This window comes from Nostoc sp. NOS(2021) (assembly GCF_017115025.1).
Lineage (GTDB): Bacteria > Cyanobacteriota > Cyanobacteriia > Cyanobacteriales > Nostocaceae > Nostoc.
Genome location: NZ_JABXKM010000334.1, coordinates 21,743 through 31,075, shown reverse-complemented (window position 1 = coordinate 31,075; position 9,333 = coordinate 21,743). Strand labels below are relative to the sequence as shown.

The 9,333-nt window shown below is 43.5% G+C and carries 6 protein-coding genes; 4 read left to right on the top strand and 2 right to left on the bottom strand.

The features are described 5' to 3' along the window. Positions 1–455 precede the first annotated feature (455 nt). Complete coding sequence (locus tag HWQ41_RS32720; protein ID WP_138498346.1) at positions 456–740, bottom strand: Npun_R1517 family heterocyst differentiation transcriptional regulator; 285 nt, start codon at positions 738–740, stop codon at positions 456–458. Positions 741–1,628: 888 nt separating this feature from the next. Between HWQ41_RS32720 and HWQ41_RS32715 the strand changes: the two genes are divergently transcribed. The 4 genes from HWQ41_RS32715 to HWQ41_RS32700 all read left to right on the top strand — a co-directional run bounded on the left by HWQ41_RS32715 (position 1,629) and on the right by HWQ41_RS32700 (position 7,365). After that, complete coding sequence (locus tag HWQ41_RS32715) at positions 1,629–1,988, top strand: NAD(P)H-quinone oxidoreductase subunit M (protein WP_292772168.1); 360 nt, start codon at positions 1,629–1,631, stop codon at positions 1,986–1,988. 585 nt (positions 1,989–2,573) lie between these two features. After that, a complete protein-coding gene (locus HWQ41_RS32710; protein ID WP_292772166.1) occupies positions 2,574–4,841 on the top strand; it encodes a protein phosphatase 2C domain-containing protein in 2,268 nt (755 codons plus the stop codon). A 148-nt stretch (positions 4,842–4,989) separates the two neighbouring features. Then, on the top strand, positions 4,990–6,570 hold the full coding sequence (locus tag HWQ41_RS32705; RefSeq protein WP_292772164.1) for a CHAT domain-containing protein: 1,581 nt from the start codon (positions 4,990–4,992) through the stop codon (positions 6,568–6,570). Between the two features lie 147 nt (positions 6,571–6,717). Further along, on the top strand, positions 6,718–7,365 hold the full coding sequence (locus HWQ41_RS32700) for a hypothetical protein (RefSeq protein ID WP_292772162.1): 648 nt from the start codon (positions 6,718–6,720) through the stop codon (positions 7,363–7,365). Positions 7,366–7,742: 377 nt separating this feature from the next. Here HWQ41_RS32700 and HWQ41_RS32695 read toward each other — a convergent pair whose 3' ends face one another. After that, positions 7,743–9,125 (bottom strand): PrsW family glutamic-type intramembrane protease, encoded by a 1,383-nt coding sequence (locus HWQ41_RS32695; protein ID WP_292772160.1) that lies wholly within the window; start codon positions 9,123–9,125, stop codon positions 7,743–7,745. Positions 9,126–9,333: the final 208 nt, after the last annotated feature.

Genomic DNA, 9,333 nt, shown 5'->3' with positions numbered 1-9,333 from the left:
CAGGTAACTGGCTGCTAAACCATGACCTATTACCAGTAATAGATAAAACATAAGTATTTCAGCAAATCAGGCACTGAGCTAAAGCAAAAAGCTAAAAGAAAGGTTATTTATTTTTACTTTGGTCTTTTAGGTTTTCATTTGATTTGCGCCTGTTGTCCAATTCCCCATCTGTAAAGACACAGGGTTTTGTTATTCCTGCAATGTTTTGATAAAAACTCGGTAAAATGCACCCGGCTGAATTTGCTCTCAGATTCTACCAGTACCCTTTGCTACAAAGTTTTTAATAGCGGAAACTGTTCCTGGGACTTTGTGCTGCTAAATAAGACTTTCACAAAGTAGAAATCACAATATTTTATGAATTCTACTTGCTGCTTAGTTTTTATGGCAACGGGGGTATGGGATCAACATTTGATTTGATGCCCAATTCAAAATTTGTCACTACTTAAATTACACCTTTAAGTTTGAGGATTTTCAGCAGCATTACGCAAGCGCATTAGCTGGCGTCGCATTTGAGGTGAGGCTTTAAACTCAGATACTTCCTGCGCTTTAACGGACGCTTGCAGCGTCTCCAAAAAGTCATCAGAACCCTCGGTTAAAGCATCAAGTAGCACCTGTAATAGTTGCTCGCGATCGCCCAATAGACTCTTTTCCTCAATCAACCGGAATTTGAGATGTATTTCGCACTCATAAACACCTACTTCGAGATTATTTATCTGGCGTGGTAATGCTTTGGAGTTCATAGCTATTGAGATTCCTTTACTTGGTGGTCATGAGGGTAAGGAGGTAGATGTCCAGCAAAATTCTTTATATCTTTTTTGAATCCAAAGTGCTTGAATTAAGAATTTTTCTTCATCAATCACCTTTGTATCCCATTTCACTCTCCTGTGTTTTATTTTCAAGCTAGATTTTCACTGTCTAGATTTTGATGTTCCTGTGCCAGATGTAGCTTATGGTAAGCCATAACTATTATTCAGTTTTTAAGATTCTACACAATAAAGTTTCTGTAAGAAGTTGTTCGACCTTTTTAAAGCTTTTTACATCAACTTGATGTTAACGTCAATAACAGTTTGACTTGTTACTTTAATTTTGGTGTTTATACGTAAGTAAAACCGCTTAAGTTTTTTGAGTTTATTAAAGCCAGCGGTCGATGTAGCCCTATTCCGTAAAATTACTAGATGTACGTTTTTTTCAATAGAAAATTCCGCAGAAATTGATGAGCATAATTATTAAGGTAAAATTTCTCTTCTCCATAAAAAAATGTACACAGATGAAATTATTCCTGCCGAGTGCCTTACCCTACTGTCTTTTGGGCTTGATGAGTAAAAAAATCTTCGCAGTAGGTAAGATTAGCACACCGCTTTAACTTGTTTATATGCCCCAAATGAAAACACTCTACCCAGTAATTTTTGCAGAAAAATAATTGGACTACTGTCAGTACTAGCAGCTAGATCCGGCTTCAACTCCTAATAGAAGTAGCAAGCTAATCAGTAAAGGTGATATTTTTACTTATGCCCATTCAATATACCCTTTTGAAACTGCGTTCAAAGCTTGTAAATTGAGAGCATTCAAGCTCAGAGATAACGTCTACAATAATTTCAGTGTAATCCACCCAAATCTTACACCCTTTTATGGATAACCCGATGCTGCTCAAGTCCACAACCCGGCATGTCCGCATTTTTGCAGGTGAAATTGACCGGGATGGCGAACTGGTTCCCAGTGAACAGGTTTTAACGTTAGATATTGACCCAGACAACGAATTTAACTGGAATGAAGATGCGCTGCAAAAGGTTTACCGAAAATTTGATGAACTAGTAGAAGCATCTAGTGGCGCAGACCTCACAGACTATAACTTACGCCGTGTTGGGTCAGACTTAGAGCATTATCTGCGATCGCTCCTGCAACTCGGCGAAATCAGCTACAATCTCTCTGCGCGTGTTACCAACTACAGCATGGGAGTCCCCCAAGTTGCAATTGACGACAAACAATAAGCTCAAGAGTTGGTAGCGGGCTGGCTGAACCCTTCTGTATGAAGAGTGCTGAGTTAAAAGTGCCTCGGCTTAGAGTGGAAATATTCATAAGTACTACTTCTTAACTCAGCACTGGCTCAACCCTAGCTATCCGCTAACAGTACTCCCGAAGAGATTTTTAGAGCCACTGCATTCGTCAGCTACTTTTGCCAAAAGTATATTTGGTATTCTTAATTCTTAATTAAAGTTAATTATTGCTATCCTACTTATAAACTAAATAAATACCAACATTATCTGCCTCTTGATGATGGGGTAATTCAGCAAAAGCAAATAACATAGTCATGCTTAGGTTATGCTTTGGGGACAGGGTTGGAGTGAGTTGCTTTGGCGATGGAGAATCACAGGGCAACAGAAGCTATGATGAGGCTGTAGGGTTGACTTGGGAGCGTATTTTTTGGATAAGTAAGTATTAGCACCTGCTGATATCCGTCAGCTAAAATCATCATCTAAAGTCTGGGTATGTCAAGTTTAAGAAAGATGAGCGGTCTAGATTGTCCCTACTAATGCTGTTAAAGAAATTGCCAATCGCTGATCGGTGCGAAAACTATGGAAAATGACGCGGCAACGCTCTACTGTCCAAATGAAAATTGTCAGGCTGCCAACCCCCTGACTCACAAGTTTTGCCAGCGATGTTCCACGCCCCTACCCAAAAATTACCTCTGGGCTGTGGTAGATAGCCCAAGTGTGGGTAGCCCTGGAGAAATATTAGCCGATCGCTATTTAGTCCTTGATAAATTTCTTCTTTTAGATACGAAGCCTGGTTTATTAGCGCTAACGCCTGAGTTAGATAATTTACAGCCTCTAAGAGCTTACCTGAGACTCATTCCCTACCGCCTACACGTACCGCAGGTATATGGAGTGCTTTTTCTAGCCGATGGCCCCTCCCAGCGAGAAATATTACTCTTAGAAAAACCGCCACTATTAGTAGATGACACAATCCAACAAGTCCATTTGGGCAGTGAGTTAACCACCGCTTGGCGTGATGCGACATCGATGCGTCAACTCAATTGGTTATGGCAAATAGCTCATCTGTGGCAACCTCTTGTGAGTGAAGGTGTCGCCTCTAGCTTACTTGACTCCTATGTATTACGGGTAGAAGGATCGTTAGTACGTTTGTTGGATTTGCGTTTCGACGTCGCAACATCACCAGAATTGCCCCAATTAGGTGAATTTTGGCAGCAGTTAGTCAGGGATGCCAAACCAGCTATAGCTGAATTTGTTGATCAGGTTAGCCTTTCCTTAATTCAGGGAGAGATTAATTCAACCGAGCAATTAATTGGAGTTTTAGATGGGGGACTGGCTGGGTTAGGGCGATCGCAAACACCCACGATCAAAATTATCACCAAAACCGACACCGGGCCAAGTCGCCAACGTAACGAAGATGCCTGTAGCCCCCCCAGTGGTACTCTGGTGAGCAAACCACCCCAGCCAACAGCCTTAGCAATTGTCTGTGATGGCATCGGTGGCCACGAGGGCGGTAATGTCGCCTCAAATTTAGCGATTGAAACCATTCAGCAGCAGGTACAGCAACTAACAAAAGTTCCCTACGACCACATAGACCCTTCACTACTGCTCGATGACCTAGAAAGGGCAGTGGCAATTGCCAATGACAAAATTAGTCAGCGCAATGACGCTGAAAATCGCCAAGGGCGTCAGCGTATGGGCACGACTTTAGTCATGGCATTGCCTGTTGCTCACGAAATGTACATTACCCACGTTGGTGATAGTCGTGCCTACTGGATTACACGCCACGGCTGTTATCAAGTTACCCTCGACGATGATGTTGCTTCCCGCGAGGTGCGGCTAGGCTATGCCATTTACCGCGAGGCTGTGCAACAGAGTGCTGCTGGCTCTCTCGTCCAGGCTTTGGGCATGGGGCCCAGCACTTCATTGCATCCCACATCAACACGGTTTATGCTCGATGAAGATGCTGTTTTTCTACTCACATCCGATGGTTTGAGTGATTTTGATCGGGTGGAGGAGTACTGGGAAACAGAAATCTTGCCGATTCTAGTTGGGGAAACAAATATAGTAAATGTTGCGGATAGATTAGTCGAAATCGCTAATACTAAAAATGGACACGATAATGTCACCGTCGCTTTAGTCCATTATCAAGTCCAATACTGGGAACCAGAGATCACCATCAAAGCAGTTATTCCAGAGAGTTATTCCGCGAAAACTGTTGATTTTACTTCCAGGGCGACAGATGCGACACTTTTAGGTAGCCCAAACCACAAAACTCAGGTCATTCCCGAAAAGGAGCCAGTCAAAACCTCCAGTTTACCGCTACAGTGGATAGTTCCGTTAATATTTGTGGTAGCAGCAGGTGCTTTAGGATTGTTCGTGAAGCAACTGCGATCGCAATCAGGGCAATTTCCAATTTTTTCCAATCCCATACAAACTCTAAACCCTAGCATCGAAGCGACACCTGCACCGCGATCGCTTGCTAACCTTGATCGTGGTTGGGTAATTAAAACCAACAATGATATCTCCTTGGGAAACAACCAATCGCTTCCCCGTGGGACTTTTTTAGAAGTTATTGAGAAAAAATCAAATCCCAAACCTACTTCTGGAAATTTTTCGGTATCTATGCGAGTCTGTGCCAATAAAAGCACACAAACTCCAGCTAAGACTAATAACCCAGCTGTAATTACCTCAGTTCCACCAAATTCAAAACCTTTGCCAACAAGAGTTTTGCTAGACTTCTCCCAACTGAACCGTTTTGGCGTTGTTTTACAATCAGACGAACCAAATCCATGTAGAACTATCACGCAACCGCCAGTTACTAAACCAACTGAAACCAGTCCAACTTAGTTAAATACTCGATAAACTTGTAAAAACCTGGAATAATAACAGGTAACAATCAGAGTAAAAAATTTACAAGGTAAAAAAGTAGAAAATTTTCACTTTGGAGAATTGTTATTTTAAATAATTTATTTTTAGCTTTTATTTTAATGAATCCATGCCATCCCTGAATTTGGCGATCGCCCGTCTTCTAAACACTGGCACTGACAACTTCGCCATTTGGGTGGTCAACGCTCCCTATCCCAGTGGCTACGTTTTACGTGACTGTGTATGGCCTGCTGAACTCACCCAAGTCTGGCAAGAATGGCAGCAGATGTTTGCCGGTCATAGTCGCCTCGATATTTCCCCAAACTCAACATCTCAAAAGTCCAACCCATTGCCCATAGATTGGATTTCACCCCCTTCAAGTCAAACTACTGGCCCCTACAGTAGTCGTCTGATGCAATACTTGGGAATGAATTTATGGCGCTGGATATTCGACGGGCAAATTCTTGGTAGTCTAGAACGCAGTCGCGGTATTGCTATGGGTCAGCATACACGTTTGCGCTTTCGACTAGAAATTCGCGACCCGGATCTGATCGCTTTCCCTTGGGAAATTATGCAGCGTGAGCCTGGTCAACCGGCTATGTCTCTCTCCCCAGATTTGCTATTTAGTCGCACCAGCACTGAAGTTGACGCCTTACCGTATTTGCGAACTGACCAGGCTTTAAGTATCCTGCTGGTTTTAGGTCATGATGAAAAGCTGCAAGTGGAACAAGAAGCTGCTATCTTACAGCAAAGTCTTGCAGATACGCCTGTGGGTGGTAATTCCCAAAGATATGCACCTTGTATAGTCAATCAACTCCTACAACCAACTCCACAAGAGTTGATTGATGAATTAGAAACCAAAGCATACAATGTTTTGTTTTACGCTGGACATGGTTTGCCGGGCCCAGACGGGGGGTTACTGTTTTTGCGACCAGATATGCCCCTGAATGGGATAGAGTTGGCACAAGTATTGACCCGTACAGGTGTGAAACTAGCGGTTTTCAACGCCTGTTGGGGCGCACAACCAGCTGCAATCAATCATCAAGCGATACCTGCCAGCAGTTTAGCAGAAGTCCTAATTCGTCATGGTGTGCCTGCGGTTTTGGGGATGCGCGATGAAATCGCTGATCACGAAAGCCACAGCTTTATTCAAGCCTTTACCGAAGCTTTGCGATCGCACAAACCAATTGATGAAGCCGTAGCACAGGCTAGGCAAGAGTTGTTAACACTGTATAAATTTAATCAACCTGCTTGGACTCTGCCTGTTCTCTACCTGCATCCAGATTTTAATGGCGAACTGATTAAGAACCTGGATGAAGGGATTACGGAACTACCAGACACAGCCATTCCTGATGTAGGTTCCCCGCTTCCGACTGCTTCTTTGCGATCGCTCACCCCAAAAGGTAAAACCTGGTTGTTGCGTTATGGAGTCACCCGCATCGGTCGCACCAAGGACAATGATATTGTCATCCCCGAACCATCTGTTTCTAAACGCCATGCCGAAATATTCTGCCGCAATACTCTTACTGATGCTACACTGATGCGAACTTATTACTTGCAAGATTTTTCCACCTACGGGACAACCTGGTTTTTAGGCCCTAGTGGTTGGCAACAAATCCTCCGAGAGGAAGTCCCCTTAAAATCGGGAATGCAGTTAAAGTTTGGAAGTGCTAGAGGTGAAACCTGGGAGTTTATTATTGAGGATTGCTAACATAGCTATTGCAGAAATGGATTTTGATGTTGAGCATCAGCTTTTAAAATCTGTTTTTCCGGGAGAAAAAATCAACTGTTTTTGCGGAAATCTCTTCTGAGGAATTGTAGCTGTCAATATGACCAAATAATCTTGAGGCAATAAAAAATGGCTAAAAAAATTAACGGCTCAGACACTTTCTCCTCTTTGCCATCTCAAGTAGAATTAGAGTTTTTAGAAGCGTTACTAGAACCAGAGGATGCTACCTATCCCTGGAATCCAGGTGATGATGAATCAGAAGCTTATTTTCAGGAACTAGAAGAACAGTTCGGAGTGCCAGATTTGCTTGACGAAGAACTGACGACGCGATCGGAAGATTTTTACAGCCATCTAGACACACTTTGGTCTGGTATTACTTCTACACCAGACTACAATCACAACCGACAACAGGCAGTAGTGCTTAATCTTCAAGAAATATTACGTACTACTTTTTGTGTATATGTCCCCCAAGTATTGCTCAATGCCATCGCCACCAAAGCTGCTGAGATATTTGCTTCTCACCAATTAATGGGTGAGCACCTGGTTGAGTGCGTTCAGACAGTACTACCAACTTGGGGAACAGAGGATCTTTTAGTTTTGGCTCGTCCTTTTGCTTACGCGATGCGAAGTAGCGAATCGCAAAACGCGGCATCTGCGCTCAGTAATCTTAAAAATAGCGAATGGACAGCTTTATCAGAAGTAGAGAAAGCAAAGGTTACTTTAGCGATCGCTTCTTATGCTTTCAATCAACTCAACAAGTCTCAGTCTGAACCATAAATAGGGAACAGGTGATAGGTGATAGGTGACAGGGAATAGAAAAAGTAGAGAAAGCTAAAATTTCCATCATGGGCTGTGTTCGCGTAGTCCCAGCTTTGCACGAACTCTGTTCAGAGGCATCTCTTGCAAAGATGTTGGTTGCCTTATGCAGAGGCGCAAAGAAAGAGTCGAAAATCAAGACTTTTGCAACAAAAAACTTTAATGATCTTTATTTTTGTGAGTATACTCACCCCATAATAAATTTACAATACGCTGATTTTCAAACTAGGCCATCTATCCCAAGAGATAAATATTCAAGAGTCATTGGGCATTGGGCATTGGGCATTGGGCATTGGTTATTCTCCTTGTCCCCCTCATTTCCCCTTGCACCCCATCTCTTATTTTGGCCCAAGAAATCGGGTAGCAAAATTTTGCGATCGCGTCGGTGACAGTGCCCGTGCCTTGAGAATTGCCGCCATCAAAAAGGCGTAAGATAATACCCCAACAACTACCAACAGCAAGGCATTGATTGATCCTGTAGCATTCCACAGAGCGTGGAGCGCAGCGGCACTAAGATAACCAATAGAGAGAATTTGCCAACTTCGACTGGGTTTGAGGACAGCCAACCCGATAAAATAACCCAGGTAGCCACTATAAGCCATGTGTCCAGCTACAGCGCCTAAAATTCGCGGAATTAGCAGTTGTAAACCCGCCAGTTGACCAGCAGCGCCTGTACCCACCTGTTGCGTGACATTTTGAGTAATATCTGGCACATATTGTCCGAGAGTTTCCAAGAGAGTGAAGCCCACAGCAGAAGCTGTTCCCAGGAGAATACCATCTAGAGGTTCCCAGACGCCTATGCGTTCCCGCCAAGGTGAAGACAAAATTCTACCGATGGCAAAGGCCCCTAGTACAGGCAATCCCTTGAGTAATTCCTCCATCAAGCCAGCGCCAAAAAACATCCGCACCAGCAACTCTGTGAAGGTGATAGATTCTTGGGGTGAGGGCAAGCTTCCAGGCAGGACGCCGCGAAACACGAAGATAAATAGATCCAACAGCGGACTGAGCAAAATCAGCATCGTACCCAATGCCGTAGCCATTAGCACCCACCAAGGCTTCTGTTTACCGCAAAGTTGGTAAACAAAATAGTAGGCAGCGAAGGCGATGTAAGTTGCGACAATAACTTGATTAGCTTGGGGCTGACCGACTGTAGCAAACATTAACACTACAAAGATTACGGTCAATATTCCCGGTATGAGGTAAGCTTTACGAGTTAAATCTTTACCAGTGGAAATAATCGGAAAAAGCTGGGTGAAGCTAACAGAATCTGGCTGCTTTAATTGCGTGTGGTTGTGGTAGTTTGTCGCCGAAGGTAATGGTGTAAGTTGGTTAACTGTCGTGGCTGGGGTGAGTGAGGTAAACTCGTACTCAAAAACGTATTGTGGGCCATCAGCACCTAGAGAAATGCGATCGCCTGGCTGCAATTCCTGACATTCATACAAGCGTTGTCCATTCAAATAAGTGCCATTAGCGCTATTCAAATCACAAAGCACCCAGCTGAATTTGCTATCTGGGGATAGAGAAAGGGGACGAACCACCGCATGACGACGAGATACCATTCGGTACATCATGGCATCCAAGACAACTTGGCAGCTGGGGTCGCGTCCAATTACCATTTCTTTACTGGGGGGCAGGGAGTAGCGAGATTCTGATCCAAAAGCTGCCCCATTACCAGACACTAGCCGCAGAAATGCATTATGTCTTGCTTTTTTGCCTGTCATCGATAAGAAGTGCGTTTCTAAACTAATTCTTCACATAATTTGGCAGCAGGACTAACCTTAGCCACATTAAGAGCAGCATTGCTAAATCCACTATAGCTTCACTTACTGCTAAGAAATTTAAAATTTCAGCTGTAAAATTTCAAATTGTTTCACCTAATGTAAATAAGTATTCCATCTGCTGAGAGTTTGTCCTAAACCTGGCTTGTTA